The organism is Pseudomonas sp. AKS31 (assembly GCF_023634765.1).
Lineage (GTDB): Bacteria > Pseudomonadota > Gammaproteobacteria > Pseudomonadales > Pseudomonadaceae > Aquipseudomonas.
This window is the reverse complement of sequence record NZ_JAMLFX010000006.1, coordinates 172,911-195,111: the sequence shown is the minus strand read 5'-3', so window position 1 is coordinate 195,111 and position 22,201 is coordinate 172,911. Positions and strand designations below refer to the sequence as shown.

General features: G+C 61.5%; 19 protein-coding genes. 15 read left to right on the top strand and 4 right to left on the bottom strand.

The features are described 5' to 3' along the window. The first annotated feature begins 456 nt into the window (after window positions 1-456). Genes M9827_RS18460 through M9827_RS18445 form a run of 4 tightly spaced genes read left to right on the top strand, consistent with a single transcriptional unit; the run spans window position 457 to window position 5,155 of the window. Window positions 457-1,236 (top strand): efflux RND transporter periplasmic adaptor subunit, encoded by a 780-nt coding sequence (locus tag M9827_RS18460; protein WP_250606513.1) that lies wholly within the window; start codon window positions 457-459, stop codon window positions 1,234-1,236. Continuing rightward, window positions 1,233-2,552 carry an efflux RND transporter periplasmic adaptor subunit gene (locus M9827_RS18455; protein ID WP_250606512.1) on the top strand — a complete coding sequence of 440 codons (1,320 nt, stop codon included), beginning with the start codon at window positions 1,233-1,235 and terminating at the stop codon, window positions 2,550-2,552. The genes M9827_RS18460 and M9827_RS18455 overlap by 4 nt, the downstream gene beginning before the upstream one ends. Further along, entirely contained in the window at window positions 2,553-4,649 is a 2,097-nt protein-coding gene (locus M9827_RS18450) for a site-2 protease family protein (protein ID WP_250606511.1), read from the top strand. It abuts the gene before it with no gap. An 11-nt stretch (window positions 4,650-4,660) separates the two neighbouring features. Beyond that, window positions 4,661-5,155 (top strand): GNAT family N-acetyltransferase, encoded by a 495-nt coding sequence (locus M9827_RS18445; protein WP_250606510.1) that lies wholly within the window; start codon window positions 4,661-4,663, stop codon window positions 5,153-5,155. Between the two features lie 30 nt (window positions 5,156-5,185). Here M9827_RS18445 and M9827_RS18440 read toward each other — a convergent pair whose 3' ends face one another. Further along, window positions 5,186-5,497 (bottom strand): DUF6916 family protein, encoded by a 312-nt coding sequence (locus tag M9827_RS18440; RefSeq protein ID WP_250606509.1) that lies wholly within the window; start codon window positions 5,495-5,497, stop codon window positions 5,186-5,188. 54 nt (window positions 5,498-5,551) lie between these two features. Beyond that, window positions 5,552-6,139: a phage tail protein gene (locus M9827_RS18435; protein WP_250606508.1), complete on the bottom strand. Its 588-nt coding sequence runs from the start codon at window positions 6,137-6,139 to the stop codon at window positions 5,552-5,554. A gap of 236 nt (window positions 6,140-6,375) precedes the next feature. Between M9827_RS18435 and M9827_RS18430 the strand changes: the two genes are divergently transcribed. The 7 genes from M9827_RS18430 (at window position 6,376) to M9827_RS18400 (ending at window position 19,288) form a co-directional block, all read left to right on the top strand. After that, window positions 6,376-7,977, top strand: coding sequence for a glycosyltransferase family 39 protein (locus M9827_RS18430; RefSeq protein ID WP_250606507.1), 1,602 nt, complete (start codon window positions 6,376-6,378; stop codon window positions 7,975-7,977). A gap of 134 nt (window positions 7,978-8,111) precedes the next feature. Beyond that, on the top strand, window positions 8,112-8,957 hold the full coding sequence (locus M9827_RS18425; protein ID WP_250606506.1) for a sulfotransferase family protein: 846 nt from the start codon (window positions 8,112-8,114) through the stop codon (window positions 8,955-8,957). 56 nt (window positions 8,958-9,013) lie between these two features. Beyond that, a complete protein-coding gene (locus M9827_RS18420; RefSeq protein ID WP_250606505.1) occupies window positions 9,014-15,403 on the top strand; it encodes an Ig-like domain-containing protein in 6,390 nt (2,129 codons plus the stop codon). A gap of 46 nt (window positions 15,404-15,449) precedes the next feature. Beyond that, window positions 15,450-16,967, top strand: a complete 1,518-nt coding sequence (locus M9827_RS18415; RefSeq protein WP_250606504.1) for a TolC family protein — start codon at window positions 15,450-15,452, stop codon at window positions 16,965-16,967. Further along, the gene (gene cysC, locus M9827_RS18410; protein WP_250606503.1) at window positions 16,951-17,556 is read left to right on the top strand and encodes an adenylyl-sulfate kinase; all 606 of its coding nucleotides are present in this window, start codon (window positions 16,951-16,953) and stop codon (window positions 17,554-17,556) included. The genes M9827_RS18415 and cysC overlap by 17 nt, the downstream gene beginning before the upstream one ends. After that, window positions 17,553-18,338 (top strand): aspartyl/asparaginyl beta-hydroxylase domain-containing protein, encoded by a 786-nt coding sequence (locus tag M9827_RS18405; RefSeq protein ID WP_250606502.1) that lies wholly within the window; start codon window positions 17,553-17,555, stop codon window positions 18,336-18,338. Before cysC ends, M9827_RS18405 begins: the two co-directional genes overlap by 4 nt. Then, window positions 18,326-19,288, top strand: a complete 963-nt coding sequence (locus M9827_RS18400) for a sulfotransferase family protein (RefSeq protein ID WP_250606501.1) — start codon at window positions 18,326-18,328, stop codon at window positions 19,286-19,288. Before M9827_RS18405 ends, M9827_RS18400 begins: the two co-directional genes overlap by 13 nt. On the opposite strand, the gene M9827_RS18395 is transcribed toward M9827_RS18400, so the two are convergent. Both M9827_RS18395 and M9827_RS18390 read right to left on the bottom strand, forming a co-directional pair. Beyond that, window positions 19,283-20,041 carry a slipin family protein gene (locus M9827_RS18395; protein WP_007917711.1) on the bottom strand — a complete coding sequence of 253 codons (759 nt, stop codon included), beginning with the start codon at window positions 20,039-20,041 and terminating at the stop codon, window positions 19,283-19,285. The genes M9827_RS18400 and M9827_RS18395 overlap by 6 nt on opposite strands. 2 nt (window positions 20,042-20,043) lie before the next feature. Further along, on the bottom strand, window positions 20,044-20,595 hold the full coding sequence (locus M9827_RS18390; RefSeq protein ID WP_250606500.1) for an NfeD family protein: 552 nt from the start codon (window positions 20,593-20,595) through the stop codon (window positions 20,044-20,046). A 153-nt stretch (window positions 20,596-20,748) separates the two neighbouring features. On the opposite strand from M9827_RS18390, the gene M9827_RS18385 reads away from it, so the two are divergent. The 4 genes from M9827_RS18385 (at window position 20,749) to M9827_RS18370 (ending at window position 22,195) form a co-directional block, all read left to right on the top strand. Beyond that, window positions 20,749-21,210, top strand: coding sequence for an aminoacyl-tRNA deacylase (locus M9827_RS18385; protein WP_250606499.1), 462 nt, complete (start codon window positions 20,749-20,751; stop codon window positions 21,208-21,210). A 128-nt stretch (window positions 21,211-21,338) separates the two neighbouring features. After that, window positions 21,339-21,584, top strand: a complete 246-nt coding sequence (locus tag M9827_RS18380) for a DUF2789 domain-containing protein (RefSeq protein WP_250606498.1) — start codon at window positions 21,339-21,341, stop codon at window positions 21,582-21,584. 94 nt (window positions 21,585-21,678) lie between these two features. Continuing rightward, window positions 21,679-21,924, top strand: a complete 246-nt coding sequence (locus tag M9827_RS18375; RefSeq protein ID WP_250606497.1) for a type II toxin-antitoxin system Phd/YefM family antitoxin — start codon at window positions 21,679-21,681, stop codon at window positions 21,922-21,924. Beyond that, the gene (locus M9827_RS18370; RefSeq protein ID WP_250606496.1) at window positions 21,914-22,195 is read left to right on the top strand and encodes a type II toxin-antitoxin system RelE family toxin; all 282 of its coding nucleotides are present in this window, start codon (window positions 21,914-21,916) and stop codon (window positions 22,193-22,195) included. The genes M9827_RS18375 and M9827_RS18370 overlap by 11 nt, the downstream gene beginning before the upstream one ends. The last annotated feature ends 6 nt before the right edge of the window (window positions 22,196-22,201 follow it).

Sequence of the window (22,201 nt, the reverse complement as noted above, 5' to 3'; positions counted from 1 at the left end):
CTAAGCCGGTTTCTTCACCCCAACTGCCAGCGAACTGAATCGCTACGTACGGGGTTGAGTAAGGCAATCCTAGATTGAGCGCGTCATGCAGGTCAACCACCAAATAATTGCGGGCTCACTGCGCTGGTTTATCTCCAGCACCGGCTTGCCAGTTTTGGTTACCAATACCAACCGGCGTCAAGCCATTTAAGGTCGTCTGTATTAGAGGTTGTTGCAGAGAGAGGTAAATTCGCTCCGCGCCTATTTGCATAGGTAGCCTGTCTATCGCCGTTTTCGCAGTGAGCAATCAGCAGTATCCCCAACTCTTGTAGGACGCCGGAATTTGCCTACATCTTTTAAACGCTCATAGAGCGGCTTTCTCTTTTGAAACATTACATTTCCGAAGAGTGATGGCCTTTCGCTTGACGCTAACCCCCGCTGTCGTAGACTCCGCACATCCGTCAGGGAGTAGCGGTTATGCAGCGTTTTCGCGGTTGGGTTATCGGATTGACCTTAGTTACGTGTGCAGTTCAGGCGCAAACGCCCGGGCCAGATGATCCGCTGCTGGATAATCCAGCGACGGCGGCGGCTACCGCGAGCAGCGAGGCGCGGGGTGTATTGCGAGCGCGTGATCAGGCGACGCTGGCCAGTGAGCTTTCCGGGCGGATTGTCGAGTTGCCGTTCAGCGAGGGCGAGTCGTTCAAGAAGGGCGATACGCTGGCGAAGTTCGATTGCTCCGCTTATCAGGCACAGCTCAATGCCGCACAAGCGGCCAGCCGTGGTGCTGGTGAAGAGCTGGCGCACAACAAACAGTTGGCTGCACTCAATTCCGTCGGGCGTTTCGAAGTGGCGCGGGCCGAGGCCAAGGTCAGCGAAACCCAGGCGCAATCCCAGGTGTATCAAGTGCAGGTCAAGCGCTGCAGCGTCGTCGCGCCGTTCGACGGACAAGTGGTCGAGCGCAAGGTGCAGCGCTATGAAAGCGTGCCGGCCGGTGCACCGCTGCTCGAGGTCGTCGATAACCGCACCCTCGAAATTCATTTGCTGGTGCCGTCGCGCTGGATGGCCAGACTCAAGCCCGGCCAGACCTTCAGCTTCGTTCCTGATGAAACCGGCCAGCCGATCGACGCCACGGTCAAACGTCTCGGCGCACGAATCGATGAGGGCAGTCAGACCCTGTTGCTGGTCGCAACACTTCCCGAAGCCAAAGGTTTGCTCGCCGGCATGAGCGGCACCGCGCGTTTCCCGGAGCTTAAGTGAACGCGCCGGTGAGCGGCGCCGCTGAACAGGTGTTCGCGCGCTTTCTCGACCTTGAGCGGCAGACTCGCGCTGCCCGCGATGCCGCGCAACTGGCCTATAGCCTGGTCAATGACGGCCAGGCGTTGTTTGGCTTTCGTCATGCCGCATTATTGATCGCCGGCAAGGTACAAGCCGTGACGGGCGTCAGTGCGGTCGAGCCGAATGCGCCGTTCGTGGCGTTCGTCGAGCAAGCCGTGGCGCAGTTGTTCAAGCAGGATGTGCTGAAGCAAGCGCGGGTGATCGCGCCGGAACTGCTCAGCGAATCGATCCAGGCCGACTGGCGCAGTCTGTCCGCTGCGCAGGTGTTCTGGTTACCGCTGGTTGATCGCGACGCGCAGGTGTTCGGCGGCTTGTGGCTGGCGCGCGATGTGCCGTGGAATCCTTCCGAGCAAGTGTTGCTGTCGCAACTCGGTGACACCTACAGCCACGCCTGGCTGGCGCTGCAACCGCGCAAGCCGTGGCGGCTGCGCTGGACCCGCAAGCGTCAGGTGGCGTTGCTCGCGGTGCTGTTGCTCGGGCTGTTGCTTCCGGTGCGTCAATCGGTGCTGGCCCCGGCCGAAGTGGTACCGCTGGGTGGTCGCGTGGTGGCGGCGCCGCTGGACGGAGTGATCGCCGAGTTTCTGGTCAAACCCAATCAAACGGTGAAAACCGGCGATGTGCTGGTGCGTTTCGAAAGCACCACGCTCAAGGCGCAGGCCGACGTGGCCGAGCGTGCGCTGGGTGTGGCCGAAGCTGAACTGAAATCCAATTCCCAGCGCTCGTTTGCCGATGCCGAGTCGAGCGCAAAAGTCGACTTGCTCGCCGCACGCGCTGAGCAGAAACGCGCCGAGCGTGACTACGCCCGCGAGTTGCTCAAGCGCAGCGAAGTGCGTGCCGAGCGCGATGGCATCGCGGTGTTCGCCGACGCCGAACGCTTGACCGGCAAACCGGTGCAGACCGGCGAACGCCTCATGGACATCGCCGATCCGAGCCAGGCTGAACTGCGTATCGAATTGGCAGTAGGCGATGCGATTTCGTTGGAGCCGGGTGCCGAAGTGGCGTTGTTTCTCGACAGCGATCCGCTGAAGCGCCATCTCGCCACACTGGAACGCTCGGCGTACGAGGCGCAGCCGACGGCGGGCGGTCAACTGGCCTATCGGCTCGACGCCAATTTTACCGAGGCGCCGCCACGCATCGGCCTGCGCGGCACGGCGAAAATCTTCGGCGACCGCGCGCCGCTGGCGCTGTACTTGTTGCGCCGGCCACTGGCCGGTTTGCGCCAGAGTGTGGGTCTGTAGATGAATCTGCCGAGCCTGCGTGCCGACCTGCAACTGTCGCCCGCGGCGCCGGCCTTGGACGGTTCGCCGCGCTGGACCCTCGCCGATCCGGTGCGCGGGCGTTACTTCAAACTGGGCGCGGCGGCGATGCGCTTGTTGCGCCATTGGTCGTTGGGCGACGCCGAGCAAGTCTTGCGCGCGGCCAATCGCGAGCCGGGTTTACCGTTGGCCGGCACGGAGCTTGAGCAGTTGCTGGAGTTCCTGCGTGGACACGATTTGATCAGTGCGCTCGACGATCAACAACGCGCCAGCTACCGCCTCAAGGCCTTGGCGCAGAAGCAAAGCCTGTGGCAAATCCTCCTGCATCAATATCTGTTTTTCCGTATTCCGCTGTGGCGCCCGGACGCGTTTCTCAATCGCGCGTGGCCGTGGCTAGAACGCTTTGGCCCACGGCTTTTGCGCTATGGATTGCCGGCGACCTTGGCACTGGGCATTTTTTTGGTCTCGCGCGACTGGCAGCGTTTTATCGGGACGTTTCCACACCTCTTCAGCCTCGGCGGCGCATTGGCGTTTGGCGTGGCGTTGTTCTTTGCCAAGCTCTGTCACGAATTCGGCCATGCGTTCATGGCCAAGCGCGCCGGGTGTCGAGTGCAGAGCATGGGCGTGGCGTTCATGGTCTTGCTGCCGATGTTCTACACCGATGTCAGCGACGCTTGGCGGGTCAATGATCGCCGTGCGCGATTGCTGATCGGTGCCGGTGGTGTGCTCGCGGAATTGCTGTTGGCGTGTATTGCGCTCCTCGCATGGTCGTTGCTGCCAGACGGACCGGGGCGCACGGCGGCGTTCATGCTCGCCAGCGCCACGTGGATCACCACGCTGGTGGTCAACCTCAATCCGTTCATGCGTTTTGATGGTTATTTTCTGATCAGTGATTTCTGGGAAGTCGACAACTTGCAGGGGCGCGCATTTGCCCTGTGCCGTTGGCGCCTGCGTGAATTTTTGTTCGGTTATGGCGCCCCGGCGCCGGAGCCGTGGTCGCCGAAGATGCAACGGCGTTTGCTGATCTGGGGGTATGGCTCATGGTTGTGGCGTGCGGCGTTGTTTTTCGGGATCGCGCTGGCGGTCTATCACCTGTTCTTCAAGGTGTTGGGGATCTTCCTGATGCTGGTGGAACTGGTCTGGTTCATCTTTCTGCCGATCATGCGTGAGTGGCGCCAGTGGTGGAGTCGCCGCGAACAGGCGCACGGCCAGCGCGTGCTGCTCAGTGGGTTGGCGCTGCTCGGGCTGTTGCTGGTGCTGATCGTGCCGTGGCGCAGTTCGGTGGAATTGCCGACGATGCTCGAGGCCGGGCGCGCCAGTGCCCTGCACGCGCCGACGGCGGCGCGGGTCAAAGCCGTGAACGTGACGGACGGGCAGAAAGTCGCTCAGGGCGATGTGCTGATTGAACTGGAATCGCCGGATCTCGAATCACGACTGGCGATCGTGCGCCGGGAAATCCAGATTCAGCAGCTATTGATGCGCCGTCAGGCCAGTCGCAGCGAAACCGCTGCCGATGCCGGCATTGTCGAGCAACGGCTGGCCGAAGCAGTCGCCGAATACCGCGGGCTGACGGCGCAACGCGAGCGCCTGCTGCTGCGCGCACCGCAGGCCGGCAGCGTGCGTGATCTGCTGCCGAACATGACGGTCGGGCGCTGGTTGTCGACCAGGGATGCACTGGCCCGGGTCGTCGAAGACGGCGCGCGACTGCGCGGCTATCTGGCGGAAGCCGAGCTGTGGCGGGTCAAGCCCGGCGCCAGTGGCCGCTTTATCGCCGATGACCCCATGCATCCGGCACTCGCCGTGCAATTGAATGAAATCGACACCAATGGCGTGGCCTACGTCGATCAGGAGGCGCTGACCTCTGATCATCACGGGCCGATCGCCGTGCGCCGCGATCAACAGCAGCGGGCGGAACCGGTGCAGGCGCAATACGGCGCGCGGCTCAGCGTGCTCGAAACAGCGCCGACACCGTTGCAACCGTTGCGCGGTGTGGTGGTGTTGCAGGGCAGCGGTGAATCGTTGCTCGGCGTAGCCTGGCGGCGAATCGCGGCGCTGGGGGTCAGGGAAAGCGGTTTCTAACGGAGAGCTCGATGGTGGACAACGCAGCAGTGGCGGCAGACGGATTGGTGGTGCGGCCTTCGCGGGCAACCGACGGGCCGTTTTTGCACAGCCTGTATCAGACGGCGCGGCCGGACCTGCAATGGATCGACGGCGAGCCGGAACAGGTGCAGCAACTGGTCGCGCAGCAGTTTCAGGTGCAGGAGCAGGGCATGGGCGACAACTACCCCAATGCCATGCACTACGTGGTGGAAAAACTCGGCACGGCGATTGGCGCGTTGAGTACTGATTTCGGCGCTAACGAAATTCGCGTGTTGTACCTGGCATTCATTCCGCAGGCGCGCGGCCAGGGTTATGGCCGCGCTGTGCTGCAAGGCGTGCAGAAAGCCGCGCAACAGATTCGCTGCCCGGTGGCGACGGTGGTCTGGACCAGCAACCCCCATGCGCGCCGGCATTATCTGGCGCTGGGTTTTGCCGTTGAAGAGCGCAACCCGGCGGCGGAGCGACTGGTCTGGTATCCCCGGTAATCTCCGTGTAGTCACTGCCGAAGGCGCGGGTCAGTTGAAGGTGATGTGGAAGTAAGCCAACTCTGGCGGCCGCCCCATCGGTGGTACCCGCGACACGAAGATGCCGTCCACTCGCCCCAGTTCAGGCAACTCCAGTGCACATAAACCATCGATGAATTCAGTTGCTTCCAGGCTGCTCAATTCGACGCTGAATGGCATGCGCTCGCTGTAACGCATTTGCGCCAGCGGTTTCTCTGTGAGTTCGCCGATATGGATTTGCAACGCACTGCCATCGGGCAGGTGCAGGGTGCCGATCCGCCCGAGAAGTGCCTGGAAATGTTGGCTTTGAACCGATTGCAGCATGGTTTCGCTCCGGCAAGGTGGGGAACCGGGGGAAGGTGATCCCCCGGTAGTCGATCAGTTACGCGAAGGGAAAATGCCATTCAGCGCGATGCTGAAGTTGAGCACCAGGTACGGGTTCATGATGGGCAGCGGCAAGCCGTTGCCGGTTGGCGAAATCGTGCCGCTGATGGTGGTCGCAGCGCCTTTGAGGGGAATGGCTGAGGTGCCTTGGGCATCGGAAAAGATATTCGCCAGACCCGGCCCGGTCCCCGATGCGCCGATATAGGCATTGGTCGCGGTGGGTGTGCCGACCGGATTGCTGGCCGGGTTGGCCAGTTGCACGGTGGTGGTGGCGGTGAGGCCGGCAAGGGCGTGGGTGTGGTTCGGCAGGTTGTTGAGGGTGGCGGTGACTTGTTCGGCGCCGGAGATTTCTCCCATGACTCTCGGCGTCAGGCCCCCGCCATTGCCCTGGCAGATCGGCATGCGGCTCTGCAGGTTGGGCAGGCCGAAGTTGACGGTGCCGTTGCCGCCGTAGGTGGTGCCCAGCAATGCAAACAGCGCCTGGTTCTGGTTGATTCCGATGATCTGACCGTTGCACAAGGCCCAGCCGCTGGGCGCGTAGTTGAAGGCAAACGTCAGAACAGTGCCCATGTAAACGTCCATAAAGTCCTTATCCTTCTGATTGGTTGTCGGCGGGCCGCTAGTGGGTTCGGCTGAAGCTATTGCCTTGGCACTCCGTGGCCAGGTCACGCCACGCCAGAGCGTAGACGCGGATTGGCAAGGTTGCCGGGTGTCGTGAAGTCGCAAATCGGCATCGACGGTTCTCCTGCGCCTGACCTAGAGTGAGTGGCAGTTCTGGCTCATACAGGCGCGGTGATGTGGCACGGCAAGAGGACGCAATGGCGGTCAACAGAGTTACGCCGGTGGGTGACACACAGGATCCGCATGCGACGCCGGGTTCGTGGTTTGCCCGCTTGCCCTTGATCCGTTGGGCCCGGGAGCACTGGCTACTGCCGATCCTGCTGCTGGCCGCTGCTGCGCGCTTTTACGACCTGACGGCGGCGGCGATCTGGGGCGATGAAGGTTCCAGCCTGCGGCTGGCGCGCTACTCGTTGGGCGAGATCTGGCATCACGCGGCGTTCGATGTGCATCCGCCGCTGTACTTCATGCTGCTGCATGGCTGGATCGAACTGTTCGGCGACGGGATTTTTGCCATCCGCAGCCTCAGCGCGCTGGCCGGCATCGCGGCGGTCGGGATGGGCGTCTGGCTGGTGGATCGCCTGGCCACGCGCCGCGCTGCGATCCTCGCCGGGCTGCTGCTGGCGTTGTTGCCGACGGCAGTGCGCTACAGCCAGGAAGTGCGCATGTATTCGCTGCTCGGCCTGCTGTTGATCGCCGCGACGCTGGCGCTGGTCTACTGGATCCGCCGCCCGCAGCGTCACCGCTATCTGGTGGTTTATGCGCTGTTGATGACGGCGGCGTTCTACACCCATTACTTCGCGGTGCTGGCGGCGCTGTGTCACTGGATTTATCTGGGGGTGATCCGGTTTCAGCGCGGCTATCGCCTGCGGCATATCCAGCGTCCGGCCTGGTGGCTGGCGAATCTGCTCATCGCGGTGCTGTACTTGCCATGGCTGCCCAATTTGCTGGGTCTGATGCAGCACATGGAACAACTCAAGGTCGGTGGCGATGTCGGCTGGGAAGACCCGGTGACGCTGGCCTCGTTGCCATCGATGATCTGGACATGGCTGATCCAGGATGACGGCGAACATCTGCCGTGGCTGGTGTTCGGCGCAATGCCGATGGCGTTGTTGGTGCTCGCAGCGGTGGCGGTGCTGCGGGATCGCAGCGTGTCGCGCGGCAGTGTCCTGTTGGCGTTGTACACCGGCTTACCGTTGTTGTTGGTGTTTGCGGTGTCGTTTATCACGCCGCTGTTCATCGAGCGCTATCTGACCGCCTATGCCCTGGGCTTGCCGCTGCTGGCAGCGCTGGCCATCGACCGCTTGTACGGTCGTGTGCGGATCCTGGCTGTGGCGGTGCTGTTGTCGTTGCTCGGGGTGGAAATGGTCGGGCTGAACAACAACGCTACCGTCGACAGCAATGATCAGTTCGATCGCGTGGTGAATTACGTCAATCAGCATTTCCAGCCCGGTGATCGCATCGTTACCAGCGACATGCTCTGGTACTTGAGTTACGTCTACTACGATCGTACCGGCGCGTTGGTGCGTCTCTACACGCCACCGGCCGCGGATGGCCGTTCGACCCGACCCAACGAGTACGGTTTTGGCTCGCTGGTGGCCGAGAATGTCTACGTCGACCATCTTCCTGATCTGGCCCGGGGTAACGGTCGGGTGTGGCTGATCGGCGCCACTTACGACGCCGATGACTTTGCCTCGATACCCGAGGGCTGGCAGCAGCGCAGCGATGTGCGGGGCGGCGGCGCATTTGCGCGCCTGTATGTGGTGCCCGCGAATGCCGTGAATCCGGAGGCTCAGCGCTAAATCGATTCTGCTTTAAATTCGCGATAAAAAATGTATCGGTTAGTTCTTTTTGCTCTGATCTGATATCAAAACACTACTAGTCGCAAGGTTACTGTTGGACTACGCTCTGTCGAACAAAAGGACTTTTGATCAGGGTGAAGGGATTGCAGCAGTTCCACTTTATCTCCGGCTTGCCGCGCTCAGGCTCCACCCTGCTTTCTGCGATTCTTTTGCAGAATCCGCGCTTTCACGCGGGCATGAGCAGCCCGGTCGGATCGCTCTTCTCCAGCGTCCTGGAGCAATGCAGCGCCGGCAGTGAATACGGCGCGGTGATCGACACCGACATGCGCCGTCGCCTATTGCGCGGTCTGTTCGACTCCTACTATGCCGACAAGGCCGACAAACCGGTGGTGTTCGACACCAATCGGCAGTGGAGCTCGCGGCTGCCGGCGCTCAACGACCTGTTTCCGCAAGCCAAAGTCATCGCCTGCGTGCGCAACGTCGCTTGGGTCATGGACAGTCTCGAGCGCCTGTACCGCGCCAATCCTTTCGAAAACACCAAACTGTTTAGCGATGCCGTCGAGCGCAACACGGTGTACAGCCGTTGCGAAACCCTGGCTCAGCGCAACCGGCTGGTGGGTTTTGCCTGGGCGGCACTCAAGGAAGCCTATTACGGCGAGCACGCCGACTCGCTGCTGATCATCGATTACGACCTCCTGACTCAGGCGCCGGAGCGTGTGCTGCGGCTGGTCTACGAGTTCATCGGCGAACCGTGGTTCGAACACGATTTCGAGCATCTGGCCTATGACGCGCCAGCGTTCGACCAGGGCCTTGGCCTGGCCGGGCTGCACAAGGTCAAACCCAAGGTGGCCTTGCAGTCGCGCCGCAGCATTCTGCCGCCCGACCTGTTCAAGCAATACGCCGATTTGTCCTTTTGGCTCGATGGCTCAGCCAGCGCCGCCAATGTCATTCGTATGAAGTCCGACGCTGCGATCAACTGATCGCGGCATTTTTTATTGATGCGTCACGTACATTCGTTCGAGTTCGGGTGAGCAACATGTGGTGGTCTCTTTTTGGCAGTGCGAAGGTCAAGTCACGGACAACCGAGGGTCAGCGTTCGCTGGCATCGCCGATGATCATGTCTCTGGAACCGCGCATGCTGTTCGACGGCGCAGTGGCTGCCACCGTGGCCGATACGGCTGCACAGGCTGACAGCCACCCTGCGGCAGATGCCGCCAAGGCGCCGACCGCCGATCACCCGGTCGCCAGCAAGGACACCCATGGTCAGGCCGATGCCACGCCGGCCGCCAGCCCCGTGGCGGTGCCGGGCCAGAGCGTGGTGTTCGTCGATTCGCGTGTGAAAGATGCCGACAGCCTGGTCCAGGGCGTCGCCCCTGGCACCCAAGTGGTGAAACTCGACGCCACCAAGGATGGTTTGCAACAGATCGCCGATTACCTCGATCAACATCATGGCGTCAGTTCAGTGCAGATCATTGCCCACGGCAACGCTGGCGATCTGTGGTTGGGCAACAGTTATCTGTCTGCGGACAACGTCGCGCAACGCAGCGCCATCCTCGGCGAAATCGGCAAGGACATGAACGCTGGCGGCGACATCCTGATCTACGGTTGCTACACCGCCGAGGGCGATCGCGGCTTGAGTTTCGTCGACTCGCTGGCGCAGTTGACCGGCCGTGATGTAGCCGCTTCGAATAACCGCACCGGTGTCGGCGGCGACTGGGACCTGGAAATTGCCACCGGCACCATCGAGAGCGCCAATGTCTTGTCGACCAAGGCGATGAGTGAATATCAATGGGGCCTTGCCACCTGGACCGCGACTAACAACCTCGACTCGGGCGTAGGCTCGTTGCGTACGACTCTGGCGTCTGCGCAAAACGGCGACATCGTCACGTTCAACGCCGGTATGACCGTGCAACTCAACTCCGAGTTATTGATCAACAAGAACATCACCGTCGATGGCGATCTGAACAACGACGGCGTGGCCGACGTGACCCTCGACGGGCAATACAAGACCCGCGTGGTGGAAATCACTTCCGGCGCCACCGTGACGCTGGACGGGCTGGTGATCACCAAGGGATTGGTGGCCGGCAATGGCGGTAACGGTGGCGCGGCGGCGGCAGGCGCCATGGGCGGCGGGATTTTCAACGCCGGCATTCTTACGCTCAATAACGTCACGGTCACTGCCAACGCCGCTTCCGGTGGTGGCGGCGGCGGTGGGGTGGCCGGAGGTTATTCCGGCGGCGGCGGCGGCGGTGGTGGCGGGATCGGCGGCGGTAACGGTGGCCATGGTGGTTCGACAGGCCCGGGTAACTCAACCTATGCCGGTGGGGTCGGCACAGCGAATACCGGTGGTTATGGCGGCGGCTACACCTCGAACGATATGGGCGGGCGCGGCGGTACCAGCACTGGCGGTCTCGGCGGCAATGGCGCCGCCGGTTACAGTCAAGGCGGCAACGGCGGCTCAGCGACCAATGGCACGTTGTCCATTGGTGGTGGCGGCGGTGGTTCGGGCTGGAACTCGGTTGGCGGCGTCGGTGGCAATGCGGCCGGCGGTATCTACAACGCCTCGACCGGCACCTTGAAAGTCATCGGCACATCGGTCATCAGCAATAACCTCGCGGCGGGCGGTGGCGGCGGCGGTGGTGGCAGCGGCGGCAACATTGCCAACGGCGGTGACGGTGGCCGTGGTGTCGGGGCTATCTGGAACAACGGCGGCACGGTACTGATCACCGCTGCCAACTTCGCGGCGATCACCGGAAACGCTGCGGCCAGTGGTGTCGGAGGCCCGTCAAACGGCGGCGCGACGGGTAGCTCGCCGAGTGCCACTGCTGCGGTTTACAGTGTCGGCGGCACGCTCAATACCAATTACGTCGAACCACCGACCGCGACCATCGTCCTGGCGGACAGTGCGCTGAAAATTGGCGAAACCTCGCTGGTAACCATCACCTTCAACAAGGCGGTCACTGGCTTCACCAATGCCGACCTGACCATCGCCAACGGCACGTTGACGGCCGTGAGCAGCAGCGATGGCGGGATCACCTGGACCGCGACTTTTACGCCGACCAACGGGATTACCGACACCACCAACGTCATCACTCTGGACAACACCGGTGTGGCGGCGGTCTCTGACGGTGCCGTGGGTGTCGGTACCACCAATTCCAGCAATTATGTGATCGATACCCAGCGCCCGACGGCCACTATCGTTGTCGCTGACACGGCCCTGAAAATCGGTGAAACGTCGCTGGTGACCATTACCTTCAGTGAAGCGGTCAGCGGATTCACCAACGCCGACCTGACCATCGCCAACGGCACGTTGTCCGCCGTGAGCAGCAGCGATGGAGGCATTACCTGGACGGCGACGTTTACGCCCAGTGGCGGTGTCACCGACACCACTAACGTGGTGACGCTGGATAACACCGGGATCGCTGACCTGGCCGGTAACGCCGGCAGCGGTACAACCGATTCCAATAACTACGCCATCGACACCGTGCGCCCGACGGCCACCCTTGTCGTCGCGGACACCGCGCTCAAGGCAGGGGAAACCTCGCTGGTGACCATCACGTTCAGCGAGGCCGTGACCGGTTTCACCACCGCCGACCTGTCCGTGGCCAATGGCAGCGTGAGCGGTTTGAGCAGCAGTGACGGCGGGATCACCTGGACGGCCACCCTCACGCCAACCAACAACGTCAGCGATACTACCAACCTGATCACCCTGGCCAATACCGGCCTCTCCGATTTGTCCGGCAATGTCGGCAGCGGCACCACCGACTCGAACAATTACGCCATCGACACGCAGCGCCCGACGGCGACTATTGTGGTCGCCGACAACGCCTTGAGAATCGGCGAAACGTCGTTGGTGACCATCACCTTCTCCGAAGCCGTGACCGGCTTCACTAATGCCGACCTGACCATCGCCAACGGCACGCTGAGCGCCGTGAGCAGCAGTGATGGTGGCATCACCTGGACAGCAACCTTCACGACGGCCGCCAACATTACCGATGCCACCAACCTGATCACCCTGGACAACAGCGGGGTCAGTGACGTCAACGGCAACCAGGGCAGCGGCACCACCGACTCCAATAACTACGCCATCGACAACCAGCGCCCAACGGCCACCATCGTGTTCACGGACACGGCCTTGAAAATCGGCGACACATCGCTGGTGACCATCACCTTCAGTGAAGCGGTCAGCGGTTTCACCAACGCCGACCTGACCATCGCCAGCGGCACCTTGAGCGCAGTAAGCAGCAGTGACGGAGGTATTACCTGGACCGCAACGTTCACTCCGGGCGCCAGCGTCAGCGACACCACCAATCTGGTGACGCTGGACAACACCGGCATCGCTGACCTGGCCGGCAACGCTGGCAGCGGCACTACGGATTCGAACAATTACAGCATCGACACCCAACGTCCGACAGCGACCATCGTGGTCGCCGACACGAGCCTCAGCGCCGGTGAAACCTCGTTGGTGACCTTTACCTTCTCCGAGGCGGTGACGGGCTTCACCAACGCCGATCTGAACATACCCAACGGCACGTTGACCGCCGTGAGCAGCAGCGACGGCGGCATCACCTGGACGGCGACATACACGCCCACTCTCGGGATCAACGACACCAGCAACCTTATCAGCCTGAACAACACCGGCATCGCTGACCTGGCCGGTAACGCCGGCACCGGCGTCACCAACTCCGGCAATTTCGTGATCGACACAATGGTACCGACCGCCACTATCGTGGTTGCCGACAACAGCCTGAGCATCGGCGAAACCACCACGGTGACCATCACCTTCTCCGAAGCCGTGAGCGGTTTCAGTAACGCCGACCTGACCATCGCCAGCGGCACGCTGAGCGCCGTGAGCAGCAGTGATGGAGGCATCACCTGGACGGCAACCTTCACGCCGACCACCAACATTACCGACGCGACCAACCTGATCACCCTGGACAATACCGGGGTGCAGAATGGGGCCGGCAACGTGGGGGTGGGCACCACTGATTCGAACAATTACGCCATCGACACCCAGCGCCCGACCGCGACCGTTGTGGTGGCCGACACGGCGCTGGGCGTTGGCCAGACCACCACGGTCACTATTACCTTCAGCGAGGCGGTGACCGGTTTCACCCTGGCAGACCTGACCGTCGAGAACGGCACACTTTCCGCGCTGAGCACCTCGGACAACATCACCTACACCGCGACGTTTACCCCATCGGCCGGCGTCACCGACACCAGCAACCTGATCACCCTGGACAACACTGGAGTGGTCGACGGGGCCGGCAACACTGGCAGCGGTACCACCGATTCGAACAACTACGCGGTCGACAGTCAGCGTCCGACCGCCACGATTGTCATGAGTGACAACGATCTGCGTCCTGGTGAAACAGCGACCGTGACCATCACCTTCAGCGAAGCCGTCACCGGTTTCGACAATTCCGACCTGAGCGTCGCCAATGGCACGTTGAGCAACGTCTCGTCCAGCGACGGCGGCATCACCTGGACGGCGACGTTCACGCCGACCATCGGCATCAGCGATACCACCAACCTGATTGTTCTGAACAACACCGGCATCAGCGATCTGGCCGGCAATGCTGGCACTGGCACCACCAACTCGGCCAACTACGCGGTGCAAACCGAAGTGCCGACCGCGACCATCGTCGTTGCGGACAGCTCGCTCAAGGCCGGGGAAACCTCGATCGTGACGATCACCTTCAGCGAGGCGGTCAGCGGTTTCAGCAACGCTGACCTGACCATCGCCAACGGCACCCTGAGCAACGTGGCCTCCAGCGACGGCGGCGTCACCTGGACGGCGACGTTCACGCCGACCGTGAGCATTAGCGATACCACCAACCTGATCACCCTCGACAACAGCGGGGTCACCAACGCCTCTGGCAACAGTGGCGTCGGCACCACCGACTCCAACAACTTTGCCATCGACACCGCGTTGCCGACCGCCACTATCGTGGTCGCCGACAATCGCCTGGGCATTGGCGAAACCACCACGGTGACCATCACCTTCAGCGAAGCCGTGAGCGGTTTCGATCTGTCGGACATCAGCGTCGCCAATGGCACCTTGGCGAACCTGATCAGCAGCGACGGCGGCATCACCTGGACCGCCACGCTGACACCAACCGCCAACGTCAACGATGCGACCAACCTGATCATCGTCGACACTGCCGGCGTGCAGGATCTGGCCGGCAACCCTGGCGCGAGCATCGCCATTTCCAACAACTACGCGCTCGACGCGACCCGGCCAACGGTGGACATCGTGGTCGCCAACCCGCATCTGGGCATCGGCCAGACCACCACGGTGACCTTCACTTTCAGCGAGGCGGTGAGCAATTTCGACTTGTCCGACCTGAGCGTGACCAACGGGGATCTGAGCAACCTGAGCAGCAGCGATGGCGGAAAAACCTGGACCGCGACGTTCACGCCGACGGCCAACGTCAGCGATCCGAGCAACTTCATCGCGCTGGACACCAGCAACGTCACGGATCTGGCCGGTAACGTCGGCAGCACGGTGGCGGTGTCGAACAACTACGCACTCGACAGCGAACGGCCCACGGCGACAGTGGTTATTTCCAATCCGAATCTCGGTCTCGGCCAGACCTCACAGGTGATCATCACCTTCAATGAGGCGGTCAGTGGTTTTGATCTGGCGGACATCAATGTCGGCAATGGCACCTTGTCCAACCTGAGCAGCAGCGATGGCGGCAAAACCTGGACCGCGACCCTGACGCCGAATGCCAACGTCAACAGCGCCAGCAATGCCATCAGCGTCAACAGCGCAGGCGTCAGTGATCAGTCAGGCAACAGCGGCAGCGGCGTCAGCAACTCGAACAATTACGCGATCAACACCGTACCGCCGCTCGTTCCGCCAACGCCGTCCACCAGTGTGGTGATTCCCGATCCGCTGATTCGCAGCAGCGATCCGGTGGTGCCGCCACCGCCGCCAAACGTCCCGCTGCAACCGATCATTTTCACAGCGCCCACCGGCGATCTCGGTTCACCGCTGACCTTTGCACCACTGTTCGAGCAACGGGTGATCGGCAATGGCATCCGTCCGCTGGGCGATATCTTCATGAACCACGGCGCCCTCAGCCCGAGCTTCATCGCGCAGGTGTTCAGCAGTAGCGACAGCGGCGCTGATGGATCCGGCCACGGCTTCCTCGGTTTTGGCGGCGGTGACGGTGGCGTATTCGGGACCAGCACGCTGTCGAGCCTGTTCAATCAGGACAGCGCCGCCGACCGCGATTCGTTGAACGCGTTCGGCAGTCAGTCACTCAAGGCTGGCGATGTTTCTCAAGGCCTGCGCGGCGTGTTTGGCGCGCCGACACTGGGCCAGCAACTGCAACAACTCAAAGACAACGAACAGCACCGGGTCGACAACCTGGCGGCAGCACTGCAACAGGTCGGCATCAGCGAAATATCGGCCTGAACCAACCATTACTCAACACTGTGCGGGACCTAGGGGCGATCCAGGGATGAAGAGAAGTCAGAAGTTGTTCGGCGCCAGCCTGCTGGCGCTGGCGATCAGCGGATGTGCAGTGACCAGTGAACCGATTGAGCGCAGCGTCAGTGAACAGCGTGCCAAAAGCGACCTGCAAGGCATGTACAAGGATCAGGAACCGCTGCGCGGTCCGTTGACCCTGCACCAAGCCATGGCCCGCGCCGTGAAGTACAACCTCGAAGGCCGCTTGAAGATCATGGAGGAAGCGCTGGCCAAGCGGCAGCTCGACCTCGCCAGTTTCGACATGCTGCCGCGCATGGCGCTGGACGCCGGCTACGTCGGGCGCAACAACGTCAACGCCTCCAGCAGCCAGAGCGTACGCACCGGCACCCAGTCGCTGGAACCGTCGACCTCGCAGGATCGCGACCGCGAGGTCGCCGACCTGACCATGGTCTGGAACGTCCTCGACTTCGGCGTCAGCTACATCAGCGCCAAGCAGCAGGGCGATCAGCGCCTGATCGTCCAGGAACGGCGCCGCAAAGTGATCAACACCATCGTTCAGGATGTGCGTTCGGCCTATTGGCGAGCGATGGCTGCCGAGCGCCTGCTCAAACAGATCGACAGCCTGATGGCGCGGGTCCAGACCGCTCGGGACAACAGCCAGACCCTCAGCGATCAACGCATTGGCGACCCGGTGCAATCGCTCGGTTACCAGCGTTCGCTGATCGAAGCCACCCGGCAACTGGAAGAACAACGCCGTGCCTTGTCGCTGGCGAAAACCGAACTGGCGACGTTGATCAACTTGCCACTGGGCACCAATCTGACCTTGGCCACCGATGATGGTTATCAGATTCCTGAACTCAAGGTCGATCTGGCCAAACTGGAACAGGAGGCCTTGACCAGCCGCCCGGAACTGCGCGAGCAGGATTACCAGACGCGCATCAGCGCCGCTGAAACCCGCAAGGCCATGCTGCGCTTGCTGCCGGGCCTGGAGTTTTCCGCTGGCGGGCACTACGACAGCAACTCCTTTCTCGTCGAACAGGGCTGGGCCGACTACGGCGTCAAAGTCACCTGGAACCTGTTCAACGTGATCTCTGCTCCGGCGGCGATCAACGTCGCCAAGGCCGGCGAAGAAGTGGCCACTGCGCGGCGACAAGCAATGTCGATAGCGGTGCTCGCGCAACTGTATGTGGCGAATGCCAACTATCAAGAAGCCATGCGCCAGTTCAAGACCAACCAACAGTTGTCGGACATCGACGGGCAAATCGTTGGCCAGTTACGCAACCGTCATCAGGCTGCCGGGATTGGTGAGCTGGAGTTGATTCAGGGCGAGTTGAACAATCTGCAAGCCGACTTGCGCCGTGATTTGTCGTACGCCGATCTGCGCAATGCCTACGGTCAGATCTTCGCCAGTGCTGGCCTCGATCCGCTGCCGGATCAGGTGCAGTCGACCGAAGTGCAGTCGATCGCCACCGCGCTGGCCAACCGTGAGTCGGCGTGGGCGTCGGGGGATATTTCGGTGCCGGTGGTGGCGCATGCCCCAGCGCAGTGATGTGCTGGCGCCCGTTGCCAGCGTCAGCCGCACGCAACGCGAGGCCCGCAATGGTCATCGGGGTGCGGCGATCCTGCTGACCGGTTTGCCGGCGGCAGGCAAGTCGACATTGGCGCAAGCGCTGCATGCCACCTTGTTCGGGGATGGCCTGCAAACCGTGGTGCTCGATGGCGACACTTTGCGTACCGGGTTCAACCGGGATCTGGGCTTCAGCGATGCCGATCGCCAGGAAAACATTCGCCGCGCCAGTGAACTCGCGGCGCTGCTGGTGGACAACGGCCAGATCGTGATTCTGGCGATGATTGCGCCGTTGGCCGAGCTGCGTGAGGTGTTTGTGCAACGCTTGGGGGACGACTATCGCGAAGTCTGGTGCAGCGCTTCGCTGGCGGTGTGCGAGCAGCGTGATCCGAAAGGGCATTACGCCCGCGCCCGACGCGGCGACCTGCCCGGGTTTACCGGCATTTCCGCGCCCTACGAGCCACCGGCGCAACCGTCATTGGTGCTCGACACTGGCGCGCAGTCGGTCGATGCCTGCCTCGATCGGCTGCTGACCTGGCTCGGCGAGTGTTCGGTGTTGCCCAGGACATGAGCCGCCCGGCGTATTCGCGATTGCCGGTGACCGTGGATTTGCCCTTGCTGTTGCAGGCGCTGGCAGCGATTGCCGACGCCGCCTGGCGCAGCCATTTCAATGTCGGTTATTTTTCCGGTGACTGGAGCGGGGTGGCGCTCATTTCGGCGGTCGATGCGCTGACCGAACTGTCCCCCGGACGCGGTGAACCGGTGCAGCGCGGCCCTTGGCTGCGAGATGCGCGCTGGCAACAAGGGCTGCAAAGTCTCTCACTGGACATCGTCAGCGCGCGATTGCTGCGCTTGGGGCCGGGTGGACGAATTCACCAGCATCGCGATTACGACCTTGATGGCCCGCAGGCCGATCGGCGTTTGCACATTCCATTGCTCAGTCCGCCGAGCGTCGATTTCTGGCTCGATGGGCAGCGCATGCCCATGCAGGCCGGGGAGTGCTGGTTTCTTGATCTCGCTCGCCCACATCGCGTGGATAACCGCGATACCTCGGCGCGGGTTCATCTGGTGCTCGATTGCCGGCCCGGTGCCTGGCTTGAACAGATGATCAGCGACGGATTGCACAGTACCCCTGAGCCTGGCTTGGCCGACACGCCTTTGCAGCGCTTTCAGCGGCTGGTGGCTGAAGATGTTTCGCTGTCTCTGGCCTTGCGTACGCTGCACGATCCAGACGTCTTCATCAGTCGAGCGCTGGAATTGGGCGCTGAGCGTGGTTTGTCGTTCTCTTACGAGGAATTGCGTGCGGCGATGCGCGACGGCCGTCGACAATGGAACGAACAATGGAGCGGTTGAATTTCGACGGCTGGTTGCCGATTCGTGTCTGGCCGGTTGACGGGCAGTGGCAGGTGGATTGGTGCTGGTTCGGTGACACGGCGCTGCATCAGCCGTTCTTTCGCGATGCGGTCGAGGATGCATTACGGCTGCCGTTCAATCAGGCGTTTCGGCGCCAGACGTCTTTGGCAGCGCTGAGTGAATGGCAAACGCAGAGCCCTGGGCTTGCACCGAGTGCATTTGTGCTGCACGCCTCGCGTTGCGGTTCGACGCTGATCAGCCAGATGCTCGCCCGACTCGACGACCACATCGTCGTGTCCGAGCCACCGCCGCTGGACGCCTTGTTACGCAGTGATTTACCCGCCGCCGAACGCCGGGCCGCCATCGTCGGGTTGCTCTCGGCCTATGGTCAGCGCCGGCGCGGTGTGGAACAGCGCCTGGTGATCAAACTCGACGCCTGGAACATCGGTGAATGGCCGCTGCTGCAGGACTGTTTCGCAGATACGCCGTGGCTGTTTCTCTATCGCGATCCTTTGGAAATTGCCGTTTCTCATCTGCGCCGGCCGGGGATGCACATGGTACCGGGGATGCTCGGTGATTGCGTATTGGAGGATGGTTTGCCGTTCGAAGGGCGCGAAGAATTCATCGCCCGACGCTTGGGGCGATTGTTGGCGGCGGGGGTGATGCATTGCCGTGACTCGGGTGGTTTACCGGTCAGTTACAGCGAGTTGCCCGAGGCGATGGCGGGGCGGTTGGCCAGGTTTTTCCGCCTGAACGATGAACAGTGCAAACAGGTCTTTGCCGCGACCGCGCAGCATGCGAAACAGCCCTCGCAAGCGTTCATTGCCGATGGCGACGACAAACGTCGCGAAGCTTCAGCAATGTTGCGAATGCACGTACAGAATTACACTCGAGCGCCCTACGAGGCGTTGGAAAAGCTTCGTCTGTGCGCCACAGGGTTTGCTTCATGACTTGCCGGACAAATCCGCCATGCCTTTGAGCAATTCGATCGGCAGCGGAAAGACAATCGTCGAACTCTTGTCCCCGGCAATCGAACTCAAGGTCTGCATATAGCGCAACTGCATTGCCCCGGGCTGGCGACCGAGCATTTCTGCTGCCTGCATGAGTTTTTCCGAGGCTTGCAGTTCGCCTTCGGCGTGAATCACCTTGGCCCGACGCTCGCGTTCGGCTTCGGCCTGTTTGGCGATGGCGCGAACCATCGATTCGTTGAGATCGACATGCTTGATCTCGACGTTGGCGACCTTGATCCCCCAGGCATCGGTCTGCGCGTCGAGTACCTGCTGGATGTCGATGTTCAACTGTTCGCGTTCGGCCAGCAGCTCATCCAGTTCATGTTTGCCGAGGACTGCGCGCAGGGTGGTTTGCGCCAACTGGCTGGTGGCGGAAAGATAATCCTCGACCTGAATGATCGCCTTCTGCGGATCGAGCACGCGGAAATACAATACGGCGTTGACTTTGACCGAGACGTTGTCGCGGGTGATCACGTCCTGCGGCGGCACGTCGAGCACCACGGTGCGCAGGTCGACCCGGACCATTTGCTGGACCACCGGGATCAGCAGGATCAGGCCTGGGCCTTTTACCTGCCAAAAGCGGCCGAGCTGGAACACCACGCCGCGCTCGTATTCACGCAGGATGCGAAACGTCGAGCCGGCCAAGGCAATGACCAGTAACAGCAGCGCAACAAAACCGATTTGCAGACCCATGATCACTCTCCGAGTGGCGCCGCGTCAGTCGCGGCCACTTGCAGCAACAATCCCTTGCGCGCCACCACGCGTACCGGTTGCCCGGTGTGCAGCGGTGTCGCGCTGAGCACTTGCCAGCGCTCACCTTGCAGTTGCACCCAACCATTACGCGCATCGCCCGGTTGCACCGTGGTGATCGCGGTCACACTGCCGAGCAGGCCGGCGTCGCCACTGACGGCGTGGCGCGGACGAGTTTTCAGGGCGCGGATCAGCAGCGCGATCAACAGCAGGGCGCTGATCAGGCCGAGGCCGATCATCAGCGGCACGGGCAGTTCGGCGTTGCTGAGAATCAGCGCGCCGATCACGAACATGATGATCCCGCCCAGCCCGATCACTCCGTAGTTGGGCAGCGCGGCTTCGGCGATCAGAAGAACGATGCCCAACGTAATCAACCACAACCCGGCCGGACTCATCGGCGGCAACGAACTATCGGCGGCGAGGGCTGAGCCGCTGACCAGCAGGAGCAAGGCAAACGCACAACATCGACTGTTCACGTGACCCTCCGCGAGCGTCATGTCTGGTTCTTACAGTCTAGTTGAGGGTGGCACTGGCTGAATGTTGATCAATGTGCGGATGTGTCCAGTGAGCGGAATTTCCTGCGCCACCCCCTCGCCGAACTAGACTCAAAGACACGGCAACCACCGTTCAGCGCAACACCGAGGTGCATCATGCGTATGGCTAAAAAGGTGCAGAGCAGCCTGAACCGGGCGCACTGCGAATACGACATCGTCGCCCACCGACATTCGTCCAGCAGCCTGGAAACCGCACGGGTCGCCGGGGTGCCCGCCGAGCGCGTGGCCAAATCGATCATCCTCGACGATCACCACGGGCACTACTTGATGGCCGTGCTGCCGGCCAGCCGTCATCTGGACCTGAGCAAGGTACGCGCCCGCGGCGAATGGCAACTGACCCGCGAAAGCAACTTGGCGCATATCTTCGACGACTGCGAACGCGGCGCAGTGCCGCCGCTGGGTGATTCCTATGGCCTGGACATGGTCATCGACCCGTTGCTGACGCGGCAGAAAGATATCTATCTGGAGGCGGGCAACCACAACTATCTGCTGCACATGAGCATGCCGGAGTTTCTGAAAATGGTGCCCCATGCCGAGGTTCGGGAGTTGAGTGATTAGGCTCTGTGGCGCCGGCACTGACGCCTTCGCGAGCAGGCTCGCTCCCACAGGTTGATCGCATTCCCCTGTGCGAGCGAGCTTGCTCGCGAATAATCCTCCACACACCAGGATTTTGAAGGAATAGCTCAATGGAAAACCCAAATCACAGCCTGCCCTCCCTGTTCAAACAACTCGGCCTGGACAACGACCCGACCAGCATCGAGCAATTCATTGCTACCCATTCCCCGCTAAAACCCGAATTGCATTTGGCTGATGCGTTTTTCTGGTCGAAGAGCCAGTCGCAGTTTTTACGGGACGAAATTCTGGATGACGCCGATTGGGCGGAGGTGGTGGATCAGTTGGATGTGTTGTTGAGAAAGGGACGGGAGGGCTGACTGGACGTCAACCTCTTGTCATTCAATTGAGTGGAACGGTTGTTGAGGATCAAAAAATAGACCAAAATAACGACCTCAATTGAGGTCTTTTATTATGCAAAGCGTTCTGGCCGATATGGCTGTCAGTGTCTCAGAATTAAAGAAAAACCCTTCCGCAGTGCTGAGCGGTGCACATGGCGGGGCCGTGGCCGTTCTTAACCACAATCGCGTCATGGGCTATATGGTGCCAGCGGAGGTGTACGAAGCAATGATGGAGCGACTTGATGATCTGGAGCTTGCTGAAATGGTTCGCGCCCGCAGCCATGAGACGCCAATTCCGGTAAGCCTGGATGACCTATAAGCTCGAATTTTTGCCATCCGCTCACGAAGAGTGGAACAAGTTGGGTCATACACTACGAGAACAATTCAAAAAGAAGCTGGGCGAGAGGTTGAAGCTGCCAAGGGTTTCTGCTGATGCTCTACACGGGATGCCGAACTGCTACAAAATCAAACTCAAGGCTCCCGGTTATCGCTTGGTTTATCAGGTGATCGATGAGCGCGTTGTTGTTTCGGTTGTCGCAGTCGGTAAGCGCGAGCGCAGCAGTGTTTACGAGAATGCAAAAAAGCGCTGAATAAGC

Coding starts and splice junctions, on each gene's coding strand:
- M9827_RS18460 (WP_250606513.1), top strand. CDS start 457: ATGCAGCGTTTTCGCGGTTGGGTTATCGGATTGACCTTAGTTACGTGT.
- M9827_RS18385 (WP_250606499.1), top strand. CDS start 20,749: ATGCGTATGGCTAAAAAGGTGCAGAGCAGCCTGAACCGGGCGCACTGC.
- M9827_RS18420 (WP_250606505.1), top strand. CDS start 9,014: ATGTGGTGGTCTCTTTTTGGCAGTGCGAAGGTCAAGTCACGGACAACC.
- M9827_RS18380 (WP_250606498.1), top strand. CDS start 21,339: ATGGAAAACCCAAATCACAGCCTGCCCTCCCTGTTCAAACAACTCGGC.
- M9827_RS18400 (WP_250606501.1), top strand. CDS start 18,326: ATGGAGCGGTTGAATTTCGACGGCTGGTTGCCGATTCGTGTCTGGCCG.
- M9827_RS18440 (WP_250606509.1), bottom strand. CDS start 5,497: ATGCTGCAATCGGTTCAAAGCCAACATTTCCAGGCACTTCTCGGGCGG.
- M9827_RS18395 (WP_007917711.1), bottom strand. CDS start 20,041: ATGGGTCTGCAAATCGGTTTTGTTGCGCTGCTGTTACTGGTCATTGCC.
- M9827_RS18450 (WP_250606511.1), top strand. CDS start 2,553: ATGAATCTGCCGAGCCTGCGTGCCGACCTGCAACTGTCGCCCGCGGCG.
- M9827_RS18375 (WP_250606497.1), top strand. CDS start 21,679: ATGCAAAGCGTTCTGGCCGATATGGCTGTCAGTGTCTCAGAATTAAAG.
- M9827_RS18430 (WP_250606507.1), top strand. CDS start 6,376: ATGGCGGTCAACAGAGTTACGCCGGTGGGTGACACACAGGATCCGCAT.
- M9827_RS18405 (WP_250606502.1), top strand. CDS start 17,553: ATGAGCCGCCCGGCGTATTCGCGATTGCCGGTGACCGTGGATTTGCCC.
- M9827_RS18370 (WP_250606496.1), top strand. CDS start 21,914: ATGACCTATAAGCTCGAATTTTTGCCATCCGCTCACGAAGAGTGGAAC.
- M9827_RS18445 (WP_250606510.1), top strand. CDS start 4,661: ATGGTGGACAACGCAGCAGTGGCGGCAGACGGATTGGTGGTGCGGCCT.
- cysC (WP_250606503.1), top strand. CDS start 16,951: ATGCCCCAGCGCAGTGATGTGCTGGCGCCCGTTGCCAGCGTCAGCCGC.
- M9827_RS18435 (WP_250606508.1), bottom strand. CDS start 6,139: ATGGACGTTTACATGGGCACTGTTCTGACGTTTGCCTTCAACTACGCG.
- M9827_RS18390 (WP_250606500.1), bottom strand. CDS start 20,595: ATGACGCTCGCGGAGGGTCACGTGAACAGTCGATGTTGTGCGTTTGCC.
- M9827_RS18415 (WP_250606504.1), top strand. CDS start 15,450: ATGAAGAGAAGTCAGAAGTTGTTCGGCGCCAGCCTGCTGGCGCTGGCG.